We start from the raw sequence: 17,166 nt of genomic DNA, 5'->3' as shown, positions 1-17,166 counted from the left end.
CAGAAAAACGTTCCATTCCGCCATGTGGCGGGAGCCGGGCAGGTGCCGCGATGAAGGCGGCGCTTGCGCGGGAGCGTGCCGGCTGGTTGGCCGAGCACATATTGCCTTGCGAGCCCGCGCTGCGGGACTGGCTGCGGCGGCGATTGTCGCTGCGCCAGGACGTGGATGACGTGATCCAGGAGACCTACGCCATCCTCGCCGGAATGGCGGATGTATCGCACATCCTGCAGCCCAAGGCCTACGTGTACTCGGTCGCCCACTCGGTGGTGCTGCAGCAGTTGCGACGCGCACAGGTGGTGTCGATCGAGGCCGTTGCCGAGATCGACCGTGTCGCCATTGTTGGCGACGAAGTCAGCCCGGAGCGGATGGCGTCGTCACGACAGGAGCTGGCGCGCATAGGCGCCTTGATCGAAAGCCTGCCGGACAAGTGTCGGCAGGCGTTCGTGCTGCGGCGTGTGGAGGGCTACTCGCAGCGCGAGATCGCCGAACGCATGCAGATCAGCGAGAACACCGTGGAGAAACACATCTGCAAGGGAATCCGGGTATTGATGGATTCGATGAAGCGTGATGACGACGTAATGCAGAAGAGTAGTGAGCGGTTCGCCGCGGAAGGAGCAAGGCATGCGCGTCGGCGCTGATGCGAGTATTGATGATGTAGCCGCCAGTTGGGTGGCGCGCGAGGACCGCGCGCAACTCACGGTGGAGGAACGTGCGCAACGTGATGCCTGGCTGGAAGCCGATACGCGCCACTTTGGCGCTTATGCCCGCGCCCATGCAGTGCTGGCACGTACCGATCGCGCGCGCGCGCTGTCGGCCGGCGAAATGGACCGTGCATTCACCGCACGCGCGCCACGACGGGCGCGGCGCGTACTGCGCTGGGCAATGGGCCTGGCTGCCGTGGTTGGCGTGCTCGCCATCGGCGTGCAACGCCAGGACGATGGGGCTGAGTACTTCGCCACCCGCAAGGGCGAGATACTGCGCGTACCGCTGCAGGACGGTTCGGCGATCACGCTGGATTCGGACTCGCAGGTGCGGGTGCAGTTCAGCGCGACCCGCCGTGATATCCATCTGCTGCAGGGCGAGGCTTTGTTCGATGTGGCCAAGAATCCGCAACGCCCATTCGTGGTGCGCGCGGAGGAAACCGATGTCACCGCGGTAGGCACCAGTTTCGCGGTCAGCCTCACCGAGCGCCGCAGCGGCGGCGTGGAAGTGCTGGTACGCGAAGGCATCGTCGATGTGACCGATACCCAGGGCGCGGTCGCCCCTGCACGATTGGTAGCCAACTATCGAGCGCTGGCCAACCGCAGCCACGGCATCCGCATCGAGGCGGTGCCCACGGATGATGTGGATCAGCAACTGGCCTGGCGCGAAGGCATGTTGTCCTTCAACGGCGATACTTTGTCGGTGGCGGCGGCGCAGTTCCTGCGCTACAGCGATACCCGCATCGTCATCGATGACCCGCTGGTTGGCAGTCGCCGCATCGTTGGCTTGTATTCGGCCAGTGACCCGCGCGGCTTCGCCAATAGTGTCGCGCTGAGCCTTGGCCTGGTGGTGCAGCAGCGCGGAGACGTGGTGCGGCTGAGCTCCCCTGATGCTGCGCCGCAGGCGGCGCGGTCCATGCAGTGAATCCGGATAAAGACATGCATTACAACAGCAAGCGTGGATTCGCCTTGGCGGTGCTCACCGCTGCATTACTGGGGGCAGGACAGGCCAGTGTGGCCGCTACTGCCGGTGACAAGGCTGTGTTGATCCGCGACGCAATGGTCTTCGATGGCACCGGCCGCGCACCCTATGCGGCCAGCGTGCTGGTCGAGGACGGTCGCATTGCTGCTATCGGCGCTGAACTGACGGCCCCCAAGGGCGCACGTGTGGTCAATGCACGGGGCCAGGCGTTGCTGCCGGGTCTGTTCGATCTGCACACGCACTGGACGCCGAACGCCACGCCGTCGGAACTGCCGCAGGTGGCGAATCTCTACATGGCGGCCGGCGTCACCACGGTCAGCGATTTCCACGAGCCGCCAGAAGCGTATGCGCCGCGCCGCGCATGGCTGGCCTCGATTGCCGCACCCGACGTCAAGTTCGCCGCGCGCATGAGCACGCCGCTTGGCCATGGCGCGGATTGGGGGGACGAGAACACCACCCGCTGGGTGAATTCACCCGAGGCCGCGCGTGCAGGCGTGCGTGCGGTGGCTGCCTACAAGCCGGATTTCATCAAGGCCTTCACCGATGGCTGGCGCTATTCCAATGCCGCCGACAACAGCAGCATGGACGAGGAAACCCTCACCGCGCTGGTCGACGAGGCGCACAAGAACGGCCTCAAGGTGTTCACCCATACGGTGATGGTCAAGCGCGGCAAGGCCGCCGCACGGGCGGGAGTGGACGTGATCGCGCACAGCGTGCAGGACGGTGCGGTTGACGATGAGTTGATCGCGTTGATGCGCGAGCACGGTACCGCCTATGCACCCTCGCTGGCGGTGTATCTGCCCGAGCGCGTCGATGGCAGCGGACGCAACAACGGCAAGCCGGATGTGCTGGCCCAGCGCGAGCAGAACTTCGCCAACGCCTTGCACAACGTCAAGACGCTGCACGATGCCGGTATCCCGGTAGTGGTGGGCACCGATGCTGGCATGACCGGCACCCCGCATGGCACCTCGACCCTGCGCGAACTGGAGCTGCTGGTGCAGGCTGGGCTGACCCCGAGCGAGGCGCTGCTGGCTGGTACCTCGGCCAGCGCCAAGGCGCTGGGCGTGAATGACCGCGGCAGCATCGAAGTTGGCAAGCGCGCGGATTTGTTGCTGGTAAGCGGTCGCCCGTGGGAGCGCATTGGCGACGTTCGCAATACGCAGCAGGTCTACGTGGCCGGTCGTCAGGTGCAAGGCAAGGGCGCGGTGTTGCCGGCCGGCAACAAGGCCTTGGCCTTGCCAGCGCAGCCGGTGCAGGCCCTGGTTGATGACTTCGAGCGCGCCGATGGCCGTACCGCGCTGGACACGCTGCGCGTGGACGAGGCCGACGGTGGCAATGACCGCACCGCGCAGGTCACCGAGATCGTCGCGCGCGAAACCGGCGGCAACGCACTGGCGACCCAGGCCAAGCTGTCCAGCAAGGACACTGCCTTCGCTGCGACGATCCTGCCGTTGAGCCGTGGTTCGGTGGCGCCGGTGGATGCGCGCGCCTATCGTGGCATCCGCTTGGAGCTGCGTGGCAGCGCACCGGAATTGCAGCTGGAAGTGCGGGCCTTGGGCAATCGCCGCTTCATTGCGCCGCTGCAGGCCGGAGCACAATGGCAGACGGTGGAGATTCCGTTCACCGCACTGCAGGGCCAGCCGCCGTATCGCGCCAAGGCACCCGTGGCGGTGTGGAAGGGCGATGACCTGCAGCAGCTGGTTGTCTCCGGCAGCGGCGAACCCGGCAGCAAGCTGTGGTTCGAGATCGACAACGTCAGTTTCTATTGATGCGTGGGGCTGGCTGGATGAAGACCCGTTATCTGCGTGCCGCGTTGCTGGCAGCGTTGCTTCCTCTTGCAGGAACGGCGTTTGCCGCGGACGTGATCAGTACGCTGGATGGTTACTCGCAACGGCAGGCTGAGGTTGGCCTGCAGCTTTGGCAGCAGCCAGAGCTCGGCTATCTGGAACATGCATCATCCGCGCTGTTGCAGAAGGAGTTGCAACAGGCAGGCTTCCATATCCAGGCCAATGTTGCCGGCATGCCGACCGCCTTCGTAGCAAGCTTCCGTAATGGCAGCAAGGGCCCGGTGATCGGGCTGCTGGCAGAAATGGATGCGCTGCCCGGCATGGCCCAGGCGGCGACGCCGGTGCGCAGCGTCATTGCCGGCCAGGATGCCGGCCAGGCCTGTGGCCACAATCTGTTTGGTGCGGCATCGGTCGGCGCAGCCCGCGCCTTGGCGCAGTGGATGCAGCAGACCGGTACGCCCGGCGAAGTGCGGCTGTACGGAACGCCGGCGGAGGAGGGCGGCTCCGGCAAGGTATACATGACCAAGGCGGGGCTGTTCGATGATGTGGACGTGGTGCTGCATTGGCATCCGTCCGCCGAGAACTCCGCTGCGCAAGGCACGACGTTGGCCAATATCAGCGGCAAGTTCCGTTTCCACGGCCGCGCCGCCCATGCCGCCATCGCTCCCGAGCGCGGCCGCTCCGCGCTGGACGGCGTTGAGGCCTTCAACTACATGGCCAATCTGATGCGTGAGCATGTGCCCGACGGCACTCGCATCCATTACGTCATCAGCAACGGCGGCGCCGCTCCCAACGTGGTGCCGGATGCGGCGGAGGCGTATTACTACGTGCGCCATACCGACCCGGCGGTGGTGCGCGATGTGATCGAACGCCTGCAGAAGGCAGCCGAAGGCGCGGCAATGGGCACGGGTACCACGGTCGAATTCGAGCCGACCGGTGGCGTGTACTCGCTGTTGCCCAATGACACGCTTGGGCAGGTGATGCAGGCAGCGCTGCAGCAGGTTGGCGGCGTGCAGTACGATCCGGCCGAGCAGGCATTCGCGAAGAAGCTGCAGGAGAGCCTGGAAAAGCGCCCGGATCTGCAGGTGGCAACACAGCTGCAACCCTACCGGGCAGACCAGGCAGGCAGCGCATCCACCGATGTTGGCGACGTCAGCTGGAACGTCCCCACGGCTGGCGTCAGCACAGCCACCTGGGTGCCCGGAACTCCGGCACACAGCTGGCAGGCAGTTGCCGCATCGGGCATGTCGATCGGTAACAAAGGTGCGTTGAACGCCGCCAAGGTAATGGCCCTTGCCGGCGTGCAGCTGCTGCAGTCGCCGGAGTTGGTAGCCAAGGCCAAGCAGGAGTTCGACGAGCGCCGCGGCGCAGGCTTCCGCTATGTGCCGCTGCTGCAGCGGGATGCGCCGCCGCTGGACTACCGGCGCAAGACCAAGGACTGAGGCACGCTGTCGCGCGATTGCAATCTTGGTTCTACGCGGGCTTCACCGCTGCGTGGGCAAGGTGGCGGCCGGAGTGATGTTGCTGGGTAGCCCATCGCGCCCTCGGGCGGCGACCCGATCCCCTCCATCGGGTCGTCGCTCGTGTTCGTTGAACGCGGGCATGGCCAGAGCTGGCTAGGGAGCTTTGCGTGATTCATCGCACTGCCAGCTACGAACAACCTCCACGAGCAAGTGATCCAAGGGGGTTACCTCTCCAGCAAATTTCTCTGGGGTCTGGAATGTGTACCCGTACTGTATTCCAGCGTGGCGAAAACCTCGGGTGCACACTTGACCATCGCAAATTGCGATCAAGGTGTTGTCGTCAGCGTTGAAAATGTAGCGTTGTTTGGTCCCGTCGCGAACCAGAAAGCGGTTTAGAGCTGGGTCCGACGACGGCTCTCGTCGGCCGGAATTCGCCAAGGCCTGGATATGTCCGCCTAGAGGGGCGCCCTCTGGACCATCAGGCGTGTCGACCCAGGCGGCCAACACATTCTTCAGTCGCTTTTCACAGGCCGAGGCTGCACGCGAGCAGCCCCTGACGGCGAAGCCGCCATTCTCAAGTTCACCACCTGCCAGCCGCGTTGGAGTGATGTCGGAAGCGGATGGAGGGCAATACACGTGGGCAGGTTGACCCACTTGATACTTGCGGTCTACATCGCCGCAGCCTGCAAGCAGCAGGAGAACCAGGCTGGTTCTTGCCGCGGGGTGGTGGACAAGAATCATTGGAAGCCTTTCAGCGGTTGTCCGGTGTAGTCGAGCGCTTCCTCAGTGTTGTCCATTTTTGTAGCCTACAAAAGCACTGGGGCCAGGGTCCTTCTTCTGTGCAGCGGCGGGTCTATCGCCCGTCGTCTTCGATGCCGGGCCGTGGCGTTTTGCGTGACGCGGGCAACAGCGCTATGCTCGGTTCACCGTGTGGGGCGGTAGCTCAGCTGGGAGAGCGTCGCGTTCGCAATGCGAAGGTCGGGAGTTCGATCCTCCTCCGCTCCACCAAGTCTTCAAGCAAAGAAGCCGCATCGGATGATGCGGCTTCTTTGCGTTTTTGCGCTGGAAGTGGGCGTTCTGGCGAAATTTTCGCCATGTGGCGAGATGGCTGCAGCGGCGGAAGTCTCGCTACACAAGGCATTTCGAGGAATTTTCGGCGGATGTGAAAATTTTTGTGAAATTGGCTTGCCGAAACCGAAATAGCTCCGTAATATACGCCTCCTCGACGGCAGCAACGCCGACGAAAACAAAACAAAGTGGCCGAGTAGCTCAGTTGGTAGAGCAGGGGATTGAAAATCCCCGTGTCGGCGGTTCGATTCCGTCCTCGGCCACCAAAATTTCAAGGGTTCGCAGAAATGCGAGCCCTTTTTTTGTTGTTTGTTTTGCACCGGATTTGCACCGATTGCGGTTGTGTTGGTGCTTTGGGTTTGCGGTTTGTGGGAGCGGCTTGAGCCGCGAAGCTGGGGTTGCCGAGTTTGCAGTGCGAGCTTGCGATCTGATGGATCGTTTGCTTCGCGGCTTACGCCGCTGCTACAAGAGCGGATCTGCGGGTTCTTTGGTGGTTCTGCCGAGCATGGCTCGGCACTACAGCTGACGCGGCCCCGATTTGGTCGGGGCTGTGATGCTCAGTTGCTTGGCAGCAATGGGCGCAGTACGGGTTCCAGCTGTTCGCGGCGCCAGCCGGCGAGGGCGGTTGGCCAGTTGCCGCTTTCCAGCAGGGCCTCCAGGTGCTTGCGCGAGGCGAGCAGGCCGTCCGGCAGTCCCAGCTCGGCGGTGCGCTTGCTGACGGCGTCCTGCAGGCGCTTGAGTGCGCTCTTGTTGCTGTCGGTGGCCGGCAGAGCCATCGGTGCGTCGGCTTCGTCGGCAAGCGGGGTGTTCAGTGCTTCCCATACCTGCTGGGCCAGCTTGCGCGGGGCCTTGGGGAAACGGCCGAACAGCTTGAGCATGCTGTCGTAGTCGGCGGGCGGCGTGCGCGCCAGCACGTTGGCAAGTTCATTGTCCAGGATCCAGCTGCGCGGCTTGTCGCTGCTGCGGGCCTGCTGGTCGCGCCAGCGCAACAGGCGCAGCAGCCGCAGCTGCGCATCGCGCTCCAGTACCTGCGAGGAGCGCATCGACAGGTGCGGCCAGTGCTCACCTTGGTCATCCTCGACGCTGGCCAGCAGGCGCTCGCCATCGTCCTGCAGCCATTGCATGCGATCAGCAGCCTGCAGCTTGGCGCTGATGGTGTCGTGCATGGCGAACAGGTATTCGACATCGTCGGCGGCGTATTCCAGCTGTGCGTCGCTGAGTGGGCGCTTGAGCCAGTCCGAGCGGGTCTCGCCCTTGGGCAGGGTAACGCCGGTGATCTCGGCGACCAGCTTCTGGTAGCCCATGCCGCCGCCGATGCCGGCCAGCGCGGCGCCGATCTGGGTGTCGAACAGCGGCCGCGGCAGCGCGTCGCAGGCGCACTTGAAGGCGACCAGGTCTTCGCTGGCGCTGTGCATGATCTTGGTGATCGAGGTATCGGTCAGCCAGGGCTTCAGTGCCTCGCACATGCCGGGGATCAGCGGGTCGATCAGCAGGATTTCATCGCCAACGGCCATCTGTACCAGGGCCAGCTGCGGCCAGTAGGTGCGTTCGCGGATGAATTCGGTGTCCAGCCCGATCCGGCTCGGGCGCTGGCGGTAGCGTTCTTCCAACTCCGCCGGGTGTTTGATCCAGTAAGCCACGTGGGGTTCCGTCAACTGCAGGGTTTGCTCAGGCAGGCGAGAATAGCCTAACGTCGGGCCGCTCCCGGGAAAGTGTGCAAGGTAATGGAGGCGTTTTTGGGTAAAACCGGCCAATTGTTGGGTCTGACGGCGCTGTTGCTGGCGTTGGCGGGGTGCAGCGGCAGCGCGCCGCAAGCGCCGTTGGCTGCGCCAAATGCGGAGCCAGCGAAGAAGCCAAGCCTGGCCAAGCGGCTGGAGGCGAGGGCTGAGGCACGTGCCGAAGCCAAGGCCGAGGCGGCTGCGGCAGCAAAGGGCGAGCCCGCAACACCGGATCCCACCCCGCAGCTTGAGGACATCACGTTGCCGGTCTGGAGCGCGCCGGAAGTCAGCCTGCAGCCCGGGCAACTGGCCGAAGCGCGCAAAGCGGCCGACCAGGCGCTGGCCGAGGACAGGCTGTACCGCGAGGCCGAGGATGCCATTCCGCTCTACCTGGCGATCCTTGCCCAGCAGCCGAAGGACCGGGCCGCGCAGCGCGGCCTGGACAAGGCCCGGCAGCGTCTGCGCGCGCAGGCAAGCGCCTTGATGGCGCAACCGGAGAATCAACGGCAGGCCCTGGCCCAGGCTGCCGAGATCGCTGGCGTAGCGGTTGCGTTGGCGCCCGAGGGCAGGGCCGAGCAGGACTTGCAGCAGCGCATCGCAGTGGCGCGGCGGTTGCTGGCACTGAACCGCGCAGGCGAACAGGCCCTGAGCCAACACCAGTTTGGCGAGGATGGCGGCGGCGCACAGGCGGCATTCCGCGAAGTGCTGGCGTCCGATCCACTCAACAGACGCGCCCGGCAGGGCTTGGCGGCGGTGGAAAGCGGCCTGATCCGCCGCGCCGAACATGCCGCGGCAATGGACTCGGACTTCGAGGCGGCCGCGCGCTGGTTGGACAAGGCCACCACCATCCGTGGCGAGGCCGTGACCTTGAAGGATGCACGTGCGCGCATCGAAGGCATCCGCACCGCCCAGCTTGATGCGCTGCGCGAAGGCGGCCTGCGTGATCTGGTCTCATCCAAGGGGCTGAAGGATGCGCGGCTGAAGCTGGCCCAGGCCGAGCGCATCGCGCTGCCCGGCGACCGCACCGTGGCCCTGCTGCGCGAGCGCATCGAGCTGGTCACCCATTACGGCAGCTTCCGCCCGGGGCAGGTGTTCAGCGATGCCTTGGCCGATGGCAGTCGTGGTCCGCAGATGGTGGTGGTGCCCTATGGCAGCTTCCAGATGGGAGCGACGGAGGGCGAGATCGGCAGCGCCGATGCCGAACGCCCGCAGCATCTGGTGAGCTTCGAGCGCGGTTTTGCGATGTCGATCACCGAGGTTACCGTCGCCGACTTCCGTCGCTTCGTGGAGGCCGCCAAGGCGCGCCCGCGTGCGACCCGGCGCGGCCATTCGATTGTCTATGACGAGCGTAGCGGCAACTTCATCCGTCGCAGCGGGGTGGATTGGCAGTCCGATTACAACGGTGCCAAGGCCGCGCCCAACAGCCCGGTGATGCATGTCAGCGTCCGCGATGCTGAAGCCTATGCGGCGTGGCTGTCCGATCAGACCGGGCGCTATTACCGCCTGCCCAGCGAGTCGGAGTTCGAGTACGCATTGCGGGCTGGCAGCCAGGGCCGCTATCCGTGGGGGCGATCGATGACGCCGCCGGAGAACGCCGGCAACTTCACTGGCAGCCTGGATGTATCGCCCAGTGGTCGGCACTGGAACAATGCCTTCATCGGCTATGGCGATGGCTTCTGGGGCACCGCGCCGGTGGCGATGTTCAGTGCCAATGCCTGGGGCCTGCACGACATCAGCGGCAACGTCAGCGAGTGGGTGGCCGACTGCTGGCACGCCAGCTACCGGCGCGCACCGGCCGATGGCGCGGCCTGGTACAACCCGGGCTGCCGGCAACGGGTGATCCGCGGTGGCAACTGGGCCAATGCGCCGGAGCAGACCCGTGCGGCGTGGCGGCAATCACAGGACTCGGACGTCACCTCGGCGCGCATCGGTTTCCGCCTGGTACGCGGAATTTGACCTTGCAGCGGCCTGTGCTGGCGGTACCATCGGCGGAGGCCAGCCCGGCCCAGACGGAATCCAACCATGCGACAAGATCCTTTCGGTAACCAAGGCAATGGCGGTCAACGTCGGCGTGGCGGCGGCCTGTTCGGGAATATCCGCTGGGTGATCCTGCTGGGCTTCGCGGTCTATGGCGGCTGCTACTACTTCGGTAACCGCTCGGTGGACCCGTATACCGGCGAGAAGGTGCTGATTGACAGCTCGCTCAATGCCAGTGAAGAGAAGGCGATGGGCCTGCAGGCCTACCAGGAGATCCTGGCGCAGGAGCGGCCGGTCGATCCCAATTCGCAGATCGCCCGCCAGGTGCGCGAGATCGCCAGTCGCCTGATCGCCAAGGTCGACGTGGTGGAAACCTCGCTTGCGCAGGAGCACGGCTTGCAGCCGCAGCACTTCGCCAAGGACTTCGAGTGGGACGTGAACGTGCTGCAGTCCGATGAAGCCAATGCGTTCTGCCTGCCCGGCGGCAAGATGGCGGTTTATACCGGCTTGATACCGGTCGCCCAGAACGCCGATGCCCTGGCAGTGGTGATGGGTCACGAAATCGCCCACGCATTGTTGCGCCACGGTGCCCAGCGCATGGCCCAGCAGAAGCTGACCCAGATCGGGCAGATGGCTGGCGCGGCCAGCGGCATGGATGTTCAGCAGCAGCAGATGATGATGTCGGCCATGGGCTACGGCTACCTGCTGCCGTATGCGCGCTCGCATGAAACCCAGGCAGATGAAGTCGGACTGATGCTGGCCGCAGCTGCCTGCTTCAACCCGGAAGAAGCGGTGCCGCTATGGCAGCGCATGAGCCAGGCCAGTGGCGGGCAAGCGCCACCGGAATTCTCCTCCACCCATCCAAATCCCGGCACCCGCATCCAGAACCTGCAGGCGCTGATGCCCAAGGCGCAGGAGTACAAGCAGCGCTTCTGTACCGCTGGAGCGGCGGCCCGGTAGCAAACATCACGGGGGCTGCACAGGAGGCCTGATGAACGCCGGTGGGTGCTCGCCGGCGTTCTTGCTTGTGGCAAGAGGTTCGGATGCGATGTGCCGGCTTGGTGCGTGGCAGCGCGGCTGGCGCCGCCCTTGGTGGAAATGCCCAAGCGATTGGTTGTGCTGGCAGCTGCTTCGATCATGATCCGGGCCGGCTGGCGCGGATCATTGTCGATCGTTTGGATGCGGGGCCGGCTCAGCCCTGAGTGGAATCGCCGGGCGCGGGATTGGCGCTGATCTGCTCAACCGTCAATTGCAGTTCGCCTTCGGCCAGGCGGGCGCGTAGTTGTTCGCCGGGTTTGACCTGCTCGGCGCTACGCACCAGGGCACCGTCCTCAAGCATGGTCAGTATCGAATAACCACGCGCCACGGTAGCCAGGGGGCTCACCGCTTCCAGTGAGCGGGCGACGCCGCGCAGACGCAATGCATCGCGCTGCAACTGGCGCGCCATCGCCGCATGGGCGCGCGGTGCCAGGGTTGCCAGCTTCTCGGCCAATGCGTTCAAGCGTCGCTGCGGCTGGGTGCTGCGCAGCACGGTGGCAGCGTGGCGGAGTCGAGATGCGCGGCGTTCCTGTTGCTGCTGCCAGGTAGCGTGCAGGCGTGCGAAGGCAACCTCCTGTCGGTGCTTGAGCAGGTTCAGTCGTGCCTGTGGGCTATGCGCCTGCAGCCGCAAGGCTGCACGGTCGGCGCGCTGCATGGCCTGGCTCATAGCGTGTACCTGCAGCTGTTGCAGGCGTTGCGCCAACCGGCGTACCCGCAGCGCAAGATCGCGTTGGTCCGGGACCAGCAGCTCGGCGGCCACGGAAGGCGTCGGTGCGCGCAGATCGGCGGCGAAGTCGCTCAGGCTGAAGTCGGTTTCGTGGCCTACCGCCGAGACGACCGGCGTGTTGCTGGCGGCGACTGCACGCGCCAGCTGTTCATCGTTGAATGCCCACAGGTCTTCCAGTGAACCACCGCCGCGGGTCAGCAGGATCACGTCGTAACGGCCACTGGCATCGGCCTGGCGCAGCAGCGAGGTGATCTGCGGAGCGGCGGTGGCGCCCTGTACCAGCGATGGCAGTAGTTCGACTTCCAGCATCGGGAAACGCCGCTCCAGTACGCTCAGCACGTCGCGCACCGCCGCGCCACTGGGTGAGGTGATCACTGCCAGCCGGCGCACGTGCGCTGGCAGCGGACGCTTGCGTGCTGGGTCAAACAGGCCCTCGGCTTCGAGCCGGGCCTTGAGTTCGTCGTAGGCGCGGCGCAGCGCGCCTTCGCCGGCTTCTTCCATGTGGTCGAGGATCAGCTGGTAGTCGCCGCGTGCTTCGTACAGCGTCAAACGGCCACGCACCAACACGCGCATGCCTTCGCGCGGGAGGAACTTCAGCCACTGGCTCTTGGGCTTGAACATCGCTGCGCGCACCTGGGCGCGCGCGTCCTTCAAGGTGAAGTACAGATGCCCGGAGGCGGGCCGGCTGACACTGCCCAGTTCGCCTTCCACCCAGACCATCGGGAACGTGCTCTCCAGAAGATCGCGCGCCAAGGTGTTGAGCTGGTTGGGGGTGAGGACGTCGTTGCTGGAGGTCATGGTTGAACTGCTATGCCGGTGGGGCGCCCAACTGTGCCGACGGCGCAGGTGAGCTGACGGCCGCTATCTTACGGGAGCGACTGCGTCGGCCGGCGATATCGAAACGGGATCAGGGCTTCTGCGTGGCGTCTGCATGCCGCTGCAAGGCCCACTGCACATGTTCGCGCACCACCTCGGATGCATGCGTCTGGCGGCTTTGCAGCGCTTGCCTTGCGGCAGGAGAGGGCGCGGCATTGCCCAGCGCCACGGCAATATTGCGCAGCCAGCGTTCGTGGCCGCTGCGGCGGATCGGGCTGCCTTCGGTGCGGCGCAGGAACTCGTCTTCTTCCCAGGCGAACAGCTCGGGCAGGGTGGCGGTGTCCAGATTGTTGCGGGCGCGGAAGTCCGGCTCGTCGGTGCGCCGGGCGAACTTGTTCCACGGGCACACCAGCTGGCAGTCATCGCAGCCATAGATGCGGTTGCCCATCAGCGGGCGCATTTCCAGCGGAATCGCGCCTTCATGCTCGATGGTCAGATAGGAGATGCAACGGCGCGCATCCAGCCGGTGCGGGGCGATGATGGCGGCAGTGGGGCAGACATCGATGCAGCGCGTGCAGCTGCCGCAGTGCGCGGTGGCCGGCACATCCACCGGTAACGGCAGGTCAACGTAGATCTCGCCGAGGAAGAACCAGGAGCCGCCGTTGCGGTCGATCAGGCAGGTGTGTTTGCCGATCCAGCCCAGCCCGGCATTGCGCGCGAGTGCGCGTTCCAGCACAGGAGCGGAGTCGACGAAGACCCGGTAGCCGAATTGCCCGATCTCGCCAGCGATGCGCTCGGCCAGCTTCTGCAGGCGGTTGCGCATCAGCTTGTGGTAATCGCGGCCAAGCGCGTAGCGCGCCACATAGGCGCGCTCGCCATCATTCAAGGTTGCCCAGGCTTCGGCATCGTCCTTGTGGCCGTAATCCAGACCAACCGAGATCACCCGCAGCGTGCCGGGCAGCAGTTCCTGCGGACGTGCCCGCAAGGTGCCGTGGCGCGCCATCCATTCCATCGTCCCGTACAGGCCTTTGCCCAGCCAGTCGGCCAGGTGCGCTTCATCCTCGCCCAGCTCGATGCCGCTGACCCCGCAGCGCTGGAAGCCCGCCTCACGGGCAAGCTGGCGGATGCGCAGCGACAACTGCGCCGGATTTGCGGCGGTAACGGCTTCAGACATGGCGCAAGTATAGAATTGCCGGCATGTCAGAGCCCGTCGAATTGTTCGATATCGCCGCTGCCCGCCAGATTGATGGGCAAGCGACCGCTGCCCTGGGCGGCGATGCTTACCTGCTGATGCAGCGCGCTGGCCACGCTGCGTGGCAGATCGCGCTGCAGTATTGGCCGCAGGCGCGGCGCATCGTGGTGGTCTGCGGGCCGGGCAACAATGGCGGTGACGGTTATGTGCTGGCCCGTCACGCCCGCCAGTCCGGACGTGACGTCAGTGTGCTGCACCTGCCGGACGCGTCGCCGCGCACGGCCTTGGCGCAGCGCGCCTGTACCGATTATCTGGCCATTGGCGGCCACGTTGAGATTGCGTCGCATTGCCTGCAGCAGGCCGATCTGATCGTCGATGCGTTGTATGGCATCGGCTTCAGCCGCGCGCCAGATACCGAAGACGCGGCCCTGATTGCAGCAATGAATGCTGCGTCTGCGCCGGTGTTCGCGCTGGATGTGCCCAGTGGCGTTGATGCGCTCAGCGGTAACGTAACGGGTGCCGCGGTGCGTGCGGCGCGGGTATTGCAGTTCATCGTGCCGCATCAAGGGCTGCACACCGGTGCGGCGCTGGAGCACGCTGGGCAGCGCTTGCTGGCTGATCTGGAGGTGCCCGCGGTCGCGTTCGACGGTGTCAGTGCGAGTGCGCTGCGCTGGGCCAGGCCGCAGTTGCTGCGGATGCTGCCACCACGTCGGCTCAATACCCATAAAGGCGAATCCGGGCATGTGCTGTGCGTCGGCGGCAACCATGGCAGTGGCGGCGCGGTGATGCTTGCAGCCGAGGCTGCACTGCGCAGTGGTGCCGGTCTGTGCAGTGTTGCAACCCGCGCGCTGCATGTGGCGCCGTTGTTGGCGTGCTGTCCCGAAGCGATGGTGCACGCCGTTGATAGTTCCGGGGACTTCGCGCCATTGCTGGCACGCGCCACTGTCATCGCGCTGGGGCCTGGACTGGGTCAGGATGATTGGGCGCATGCCTTGTGGTCGGCGGTGCTGGCCAGCGGCAAGCCGTTGGTGCTGGATGCCGATGGTTTGAATCTGCTTGCCGCCGATCCGCGGCCGCTGCCGCAGGCGATTCTCACCCCGCACCCGGGCGAGGCGGCGCGCCTGCTCGGCACCGATACCGCCAGCATCCAGCGTGAGCGTTTTGCTGCAGCGCATGCCTTGGCAGCGCGCTATGCGGCAGTGGTAGTGCTCAAGGGCGCCGGTACGGTGATCGCCGCGCCCGGGCAGCTGCCGCGGGTGATTGCCGCGGGAAATCCGGGCATGGCGGTTGGCGGCATGGGCGATCTGCTGACCGGCGCCATCGCTGCCGTGTTGGCGCAGGGCCTGTCGCTGTTTGATGCAGCCAGCACCGGCGCCTTGCTGCACAGCCTGGCCGGCGATGCGGCAGCCGCCGAAGGTGAGCGCGGGCTGTTGCCGCGCGATCTATTGCCGCACCTGCGGGCGCTGGCCAATCCATAATGTCTCCCATGATCGAATTGTCTTTGCCCCACACCGAGAGCACCGACCTGCTGGGTCAGGCCTTGGCACAGACCCGGCCCGCGCAGGCGGTGGTTCACCTGCAAGGTGATCTTGGCGCCGGGAAATCCACCTTGGCCCGGGCCCTGCTGCGCGCGCTGGGCGTGCAGGGGCCGATCCGCAGCCCGACCTACACCTTGATCGAGCGTTACCCGCTGGATACCGGCGAGGCCTGGCACCTGGACCTGTACCGGATCGGCAACGCCGGTGAGCTGGATTTCCTCGGTCTGGACGATGCCAGCGCCGACCTGTGGCTGATCGAATGGCCCGAGCGCGGGGCAGGCGGTTTGCCGCCGTTGGACCTGGTGGTGGCGCTGGAGATCGATGGCCATGGCCGCCGTGCGCGTCTGCAGGCACATAGCCCGATCGGTGAGGCCTGGCTGCAGCGGCTGCGCAAAACGGAACACTTGCAGGGGCTTTCTGCCCTGTAACAACAGGAAGTTACGGCAGGTTGCGGATTATTAAGGGAAAAAATGTTGCAATTACCGAAATCCGGTGATTGAATCCGCTCATGACTACGGGAAACCGCCTGTTCGCATTGTCTGTCGCCGTTGCCGGCCTGTGCCTGGCCAGCGCTTCCGCGTGGGCCGGTGAGGTCCGTGGGCTCGGTTTGAGTGCTGGCGCAACCGGCACCCGCGCCGAGATCCAGCTGGCCGGTGGTGGCAGCTACAAGACCATCAGCCTGGCTGCCCCCAACCGTCTGGTCATCGACTTCCCCGAATCCACCGGCGTGCGCGGCCTCAAGTTGCCAGCGCCTGCGGGTGTGGTCACCGCCGTGCGCACCGGGAACCCGGTCCCCGGTACCTTCCGCATCGTGTTCGACCTGGCCGAATCCGTGGCTGCCTTCAAGCCGCAGATGCAGGGGCAGGGCGCCGAATCCAAGTTGCTGATCGAATGGCCGGGTGAAACCGCGCCGCGGGCAGCTGTTGCTGCCGGGTCCAGCCCAGCGCTGGTGCCAGCGGCCGCTCCCGTGGTGAATCCAGAGCAGGCACGTGCTGAAGCCGCCCGCGCCACCGCTGCATTGACCGCAGCCGTGCGTCAGCAGGCGACCACGCCGCCACCGGTGCCGGTCCAGGCGGCTCCAGGTCCGGCAGCTGCAGGCGCGACGACCGTCGTCGCCAGCAGCGGCAATACGCCGGTTGTCGCTTCGACCTCTTCACCGGCTGCGATCCTCAATGGGCAGGGCACCCCGGTCCGCACCACCATCGCTACCGGCGTGCCGACTCCGATCGTGGCAAGTCCGGCTGCTGCGGCAGCCGCACCCGCACCGGTCGCTGCAGCACAGACGCCTGCGCCGCGTCCGGTCATGCCAAGTGACGCGTCACGAATTCGGATGGCGCCGGGCATGCGCAATCTGGTGGTTGCCATCGATCCGGGTCACGGTGGCCAGGATCCGGGTGCCGTCGGCCCCACTGGCAAGCGCGAGAAGGACGTGACGTTGGCGGTTGCACGTGAACTTGCCCGCCAGGTCAATGCAACGCCGGGCCTGCGCGCGTTCCTGACCCGCGACACCGACGTGTTCATCCCGCTGCCGATGCGCGCCCAGCGTGCACGTGCGGCCAGGGCTGACATCTTCATCTCGATCCACGCTGATGCCGCCGAGAATCGCTCGGCGACGGGTTCATCGGTGTATGTCCTGTCGACCAAGGGCGCGTCCTCGCAGCGTGCGCGTTGGCTGGCGGACAAGGAGAACGCCGCCGACCTGATTGGTGGCGTCAGCCTCAGCCGTACCGAAGGCACCTTGGCCAACGTACTGCTGGATCTGGCCCAGAGCGGCAACATGAAGGCGTCGGAAGACGCGGCCGGGCATGTGCTCGGTGGCCTCAAGCGTATCGGCAACAACCACAAGCCCAACCTTGAGCGGGCCAACTTTGCCGTGCTGCGCACCTCCGACATGCCGGCAATGCTGGTCGAAACCGCGTTCATCTCCAACCCGGATGAAGAGCGCCGCCTGATTGATCCGGCCTACCAGCGCCGCATCGCCGGTGCCGTGCTCGATGGCGTGCACACCTTCTTCAGCCGTCAGCCACCACCGGGCACCTTGTTCGCCGCCCGCGCCCAGGCCGAGATGGATGCCGCCGCTGGCACCGTTGCGGGTGGTAGCAAGTAAGGCGGTACTTGCTTTGAGCCCCTCTCCCTGCGGGTAAGGGGTTGGGGTGAGG

Annotated in this window: 12 protein-coding genes and 2 tRNA genes; 11 read left to right on the top strand and 3 right to left on the bottom strand. The window is 65.6% G+C overall.

The annotated features are described in order from the left end of the window. Positions 1-50 precede the first annotated feature (50 nt). The 6 genes from QMX78_RS04050 to QMX78_RS04025 all read left to right on the top strand — a co-directional run bounded on the left by QMX78_RS04050 (position 51) and on the right by QMX78_RS04025 (position 6,267). Positions 51-638: an RNA polymerase sigma factor gene (locus tag QMX78_RS04050; RefSeq protein ID WP_282266783.1), complete on the top strand. Its 588-nt coding sequence runs from the start codon at positions 51-53 to the stop codon at positions 636-638. Next, on the top strand, positions 622-1,626 hold the full coding sequence (locus QMX78_RS04045) for a FecR domain-containing protein (protein ID WP_282266782.1): 1,005 nt from the start codon (positions 622-624) through the stop codon (positions 1,624-1,626). The genes QMX78_RS04050 and QMX78_RS04045 overlap by 17 nt, the downstream gene beginning before the upstream one ends. Positions 1,627-1,640: 14 nt before the next feature. After that, on the top strand, positions 1,641-3,452 hold the full coding sequence (locus tag QMX78_RS04040; protein WP_282266781.1) for an amidohydrolase family protein: 1,812 nt from the start codon (positions 1,641-1,643) through the stop codon (positions 3,450-3,452). A gap of 17 nt (positions 3,453-3,469) precedes the next feature. After that, complete coding sequence (locus QMX78_RS04035; protein WP_282266779.1) at positions 3,470-4,912, top strand: amidohydrolase; 1,443 nt, start codon at positions 3,470-3,472, stop codon at positions 4,910-4,912. Positions 4,913-5,865: 953 nt separating this feature from the next. Next, a tRNA-Ala gene (locus QMX78_RS04030) sits at positions 5,866-5,941 on the top strand. Between the two features lie 250 nt (positions 5,942-6,191). Continuing rightward, a tRNA-Phe gene (locus QMX78_RS04025) sits at positions 6,192-6,267 on the top strand. Positions 6,268-6,558: 291 nt separating this feature from the next. Here the strand turns inward: QMX78_RS04025 and rnd are convergent. Next, positions 6,559-7,641, bottom strand: coding sequence for a ribonuclease D (rnd, locus tag QMX78_RS04020; protein WP_282266776.1), 1,083 nt, complete (start codon positions 7,639-7,641; stop codon positions 6,559-6,561). 333 nt (positions 7,642-7,974) lie between these two features. Here rnd and QMX78_RS04015 point away from each other — a divergent pair, with 333 nt between their 5' ends. Together QMX78_RS04015 and QMX78_RS04010 are read left to right on the top strand one after the other, a co-directional pair. Next, positions 7,975-9,675, top strand: coding sequence for an SUMF1/EgtB/PvdO family nonheme iron enzyme (locus QMX78_RS04015; protein WP_282266799.1), 1,701 nt, complete (start codon positions 7,975-7,977; stop codon positions 9,673-9,675). Between the two features lie 66 nt (positions 9,676-9,741). Then, positions 9,742-10,656 (top strand): M48 family metallopeptidase, encoded by a 915-nt coding sequence (locus tag QMX78_RS04010; protein ID WP_282266774.1) that lies wholly within the window; start codon positions 9,742-9,744, stop codon positions 10,654-10,656. Between the two features lie 232 nt (positions 10,657-10,888). Here QMX78_RS04010 and xseA read toward each other — a convergent pair whose 3' ends face one another. Together xseA and queG are read right to left on the bottom strand one after the other, a co-directional pair. After that, positions 10,889-12,259 carry an exodeoxyribonuclease VII large subunit gene (xseA, locus tag QMX78_RS04005; RefSeq protein ID WP_282266772.1) on the bottom strand — a complete coding sequence of 457 codons (1,371 nt, stop codon included), beginning with the start codon at positions 12,257-12,259 and terminating at the stop codon, positions 10,889-10,891. 109 nt (positions 12,260-12,368) lie between these two features. Further along, positions 12,369-13,451 carry a tRNA epoxyqueuosine(34) reductase QueG gene (gene queG, locus QMX78_RS04000; RefSeq protein ID WP_282266770.1) on the bottom strand — a complete coding sequence of 361 codons (1,083 nt, stop codon included), beginning with the start codon at positions 13,449-13,451 and terminating at the stop codon, positions 12,369-12,371. A 23-nt stretch (positions 13,452-13,474) separates the two neighbouring features. Here queG and QMX78_RS03995 point away from each other — a divergent pair, with 23 nt between their 5' ends. From QMX78_RS03995 to QMX78_RS03985, 3 genes are all read left to right on the top strand, one after another. Then, positions 13,475-14,947, top strand: a complete 1,473-nt coding sequence (locus QMX78_RS03995) for an NAD(P)H-hydrate dehydratase (protein WP_282266769.1) — start codon at positions 13,475-13,477, stop codon at positions 14,945-14,947. 8 nt (positions 14,948-14,955) lie between these two features. Continuing rightward, positions 14,956-15,435, top strand: coding sequence for a tRNA (adenosine(37)-N6)-threonylcarbamoyltransferase complex ATPase subunit type 1 TsaE (gene tsaE, locus QMX78_RS03990; RefSeq protein ID WP_282266767.1), 480 nt, complete (start codon positions 14,956-14,958; stop codon positions 15,433-15,435). 80 nt (positions 15,436-15,515) lie between these two features. Beyond that, complete coding sequence (locus tag QMX78_RS03985) at positions 15,516-17,114, top strand: N-acetylmuramoyl-L-alanine amidase (RefSeq protein WP_282266765.1); 1,599 nt, start codon at positions 15,516-15,518, stop codon at positions 17,112-17,114. Positions 17,115-17,166 lie beyond the last annotated feature (52 nt).

It is taken from the genome of Stenotrophomonas sp. PS02298, assembly GCF_029959445.1.
Classification (GTDB): domain Bacteria; phylum Pseudomonadota; class Gammaproteobacteria; order Xanthomonadales; family Xanthomonadaceae; genus Stenotrophomonas.
The sequence above is the reverse complement of the archived record's forward strand: the minus strand, read 5'-3'. Positions and strand labels throughout refer to the sequence as shown.

Bases quoted from the DNA above. Each gene is read 5' to 3' on its own strand.
- tsaE (WP_282266767.1), top strand. From the start codon at position 14,956: ATGATCGAATTGTCTTTGCCCCACACCGAGAGCACCGACCTGCTGGGT.
- QMX78_RS04010 (WP_282266774.1), top strand. From the start codon at position 9,742: ATGCGACAAGATCCTTTCGGTAACCAAGGCAATGGCGGTCAACGTCGG.
- QMX78_RS04045 (WP_282266782.1), top strand. From the start codon at position 622: ATGCGCGTCGGCGCTGATGCGAGTATTGATGATGTAGCCGCCAGTTGG.
- QMX78_RS03985 (WP_282266765.1), top strand. From the start codon at position 15,516: ATGACTACGGGAAACCGCCTGTTCGCATTGTCTGTCGCCGTTGCCGGC.
- QMX78_RS03995 (WP_282266769.1), top strand. From the start codon at position 13,475: ATGTCAGAGCCCGTCGAATTGTTCGATATCGCCGCTGCCCGCCAGATT.
- QMX78_RS04035 (WP_282266779.1), top strand. From the start codon at position 3,470: ATGAAGACCCGTTATCTGCGTGCCGCGTTGCTGGCAGCGTTGCTTCCT.
- xseA (WP_282266772.1), bottom strand. From the start codon at position 12,259: ATGACCTCCAGCAACGACGTCCTCACCCCCAACCAGCTCAACACCTTG.
- queG (WP_282266770.1), bottom strand. From the start codon at position 13,451: ATGTCTGAAGCCGTTACCGCCGCAAATCCGGCGCAGTTGTCGCTGCGC.
- QMX78_RS04050 (WP_282266783.1), top strand. From the start codon at position 51: ATGAAGGCGGCGCTTGCGCGGGAGCGTGCCGGCTGGTTGGCCGAGCAC.
- QMX78_RS04040 (WP_282266781.1), top strand. From the start codon at position 1,641: ATGCATTACAACAGCAAGCGTGGATTCGCCTTGGCGGTGCTCACCGCT.